Here is a 2,251-nt window from a genome sequence, read left to right as displayed (position 1 = left end):
GCAGGTTGCCGTCCGGGGCCGTTCACCCCCGTTCCCGGTCACATCCGCATGCGCAGCCGGCAGACCACCGCGTCGGTGTGCCGCCGCAGGGCGCGGTCGATGACGGCGCCGCGCCGGTTCTGGAGCGCCCGCTGCCACCAGCGGGCCGGCTCCACCTCGGGGATCAGCACGGTCAGCCGGTCGTAGGCGTGCTCCGCCCCCAGCTCGTTGACGAAGTCGGCGATCGGCCGGCCCAGCCGGCGGTGGACGTCCGGGATCTCCACCAGCGGCACGCCCGGCCGCCACAGCTCCCAGTCCCGGCGCAGCGCCTCGGCGGCGGCCGGCTCGTGCACCACGGTCACCGCCATGACCTCGTCGCCGAGCGAGAGCGCCGCCGACAGGCCGTCCCTGGTCAGCCGGGTGATCGCGGTCACCGGGACGACGACCAGGCTGCGCTGCCTGGTCAGCGGGCCGGGCACCCGGCCCAGTTCCAGCCGCTCGCCGATCCGCGCGTAGCTGCGGTGGACCGCCTCGAACAGCACCACCAGCAGCGGCAGCGCCACCACGATGCCCCAGGCACCCTCGGTGAACTTGGTGCCGGTGACGACCACCGCCGCGGCACCGGTGAGCACCGCACCGAAGCCGTTCAGCGCGGCCTTCCACCGCCAGCCGGAGGGCCGGTGCAGCAGCCAGTGCCGGACCATGCCGACCTGGCAGACGGTGAAGCCGACGAACACGCCGATCGAGAACAGCGGCACCAGGCTGTTGACGTCCCCGCCGGAGCCGGCCAGCAGCGCCGCCGACACCGCGGCCAGGAACAGCACGCCGTACCGGTACACCTGGCGGTCAGCGCGCAGCGCGAACAGGTGCGGGAGGTGGTTGTCCCGGGCCAGCAGGTCGAGCAGCACCGGCAGCCCGCCGAAGGAGGTGTTGGCGGCCAGCCCGAGCAGCACCACGGTGGCGAACTGGACGACGTAGAAGCCGAAGCCGTGGCCGAGCGAGGCGTCGGCGAGCTGGGCGAGTACGGTGACGCCCTCGACCGGCTGGAGGTGGAAGCGGCCGATCAGCACGGCCAGCCCGATCAGCATCACGCCGAGCAGGGCGCCGAGCGCCACCTCGGTGTGCTGTGCGCGCCTGATCCGCGGGGCGCGGAAGGAGGGGACGGCGTTGGCCACCGCCTCCACGCCGGTCAGCGCGGAGCAGCCGGCCGCGAAGGCCTTGAGGAGCAGCAGCGCGCCGACGGTGGTGGCGTTCTCGGCGAGCGTCGAGACGTGGCCGGTGGCGGCCGCGGTGCTGGCCGGGCCGTCCCGGAACAGGCCGGCCACGATGATCGCCAGGATGGAGAGCACGAAGACGGCGGTCGGCGCCATGAACCAGCGCGCCGACTCGGCGATCCCGCGCAGGTTCACCGCGGTGACCAGTGCGAGCACGCCCAGGCAGAGCCAGACCCGGTCGTCGTACAGGCCCGGTACGGCCGAGGTGAGCGCGGCGACGCCGGCGGTGACCGAGACGGCGACGTTCAGGACGTAGTCGATGACCAGCGAGGCGGCCGCGGTCAGCGCGGTCCGGCGGCCCAGGTGCGCCTTGGCCACCGCGTAGGAGCCGCCGCCGTCCGGGAAGGCCGCGATCACCTGCCGGTAGGAGGCGACCAGCACCGCCAGCAGCAGGGCGATCGCCGCGGTGACCGGCAGCGTGAAGCCCAGCCCGTACGCCCCGGCGGCGGCCAGCACCAGCACGATCGACTCCGGTCCGTACGCGACCGAGGCCATGGCGTCCAACGAGAGCGCGGCCAGCCCGCCGAGCGCGCTGAGCCGGTGCCGGTCGCCGCCCGTACCGGTATCAGGCGGCTCGGGTTCGGCCGTGAGAGCCGGGATGGTGGTGGCGCTGGGCATCGGACGGGACCTCCGCAGTCGGTAGTTGGTCCGATCCTGCGGTCCACGCGCCCGCCGCCCGGCGGGCCCTACGCGTTCCTGACGCCGCCACGAGCGGCCTTGACACGCCCTTGACGCGGCCGTCACGCCGCGCCGGTCCCGTCCGGTGACTGGTGGCGGGGGTGGGGCGAGCCGTTGTCCCGGCGGTCGCCGGCTGGGAAGACGATCAGCTCTGTCGAAGGACTCCCACCCCCGGACCCCACTCTGCTGCCTGAGGCCGGTAATTGCAAGCAATGTGCAATAAGTGTGCCCGGGGCCCGGCTCCGGAGACGGGACGGCCCGGAGGAAACGAAACAGCCCCCGATCCGCGTTTCCGCAGATCGGGGGCTGTTTCTCTATCC

At 73.6% G+C, this 2,251-nt stretch carries 1 protein-coding gene; it reads right to left on the bottom strand.

The features are described from left to right. Positions 1 to 38: 38 nt before the first annotated feature. Complete coding sequence (locus ACFU7Y_RS43175) at positions 39 to 1,871, bottom strand: APC family permease (RefSeq protein WP_380771936.1); 1,833 nt, start codon at positions 1,869 to 1,871, stop codon at positions 39 to 41. Positions 1,872 to 2,251: the final 380 nt, after the last annotated feature.

It is taken from the genome of Kitasatospora sp. NPDC057542, from assembly GCF_042801945.1.
Classification (GTDB): Bacteria; Actinomycetota; Actinomycetes; order Streptomycetales; family Streptomycetaceae; genus Kitasatospora.
Note: the sequence above shows the minus strand (reverse complement) of the source record. Positions and strands in the feature narration are given on the sequence as shown.

What these genes read in the sequence shown, in the direction of transcription:
- ACFU7Y_RS43175 (WP_380771936.1), bottom strand. Translation starts at nt 1,871, where the DNA reads ATGCCCAGCGCCACCACCATCCCGGCTCTCACGGCCGAACCCGAGCCG.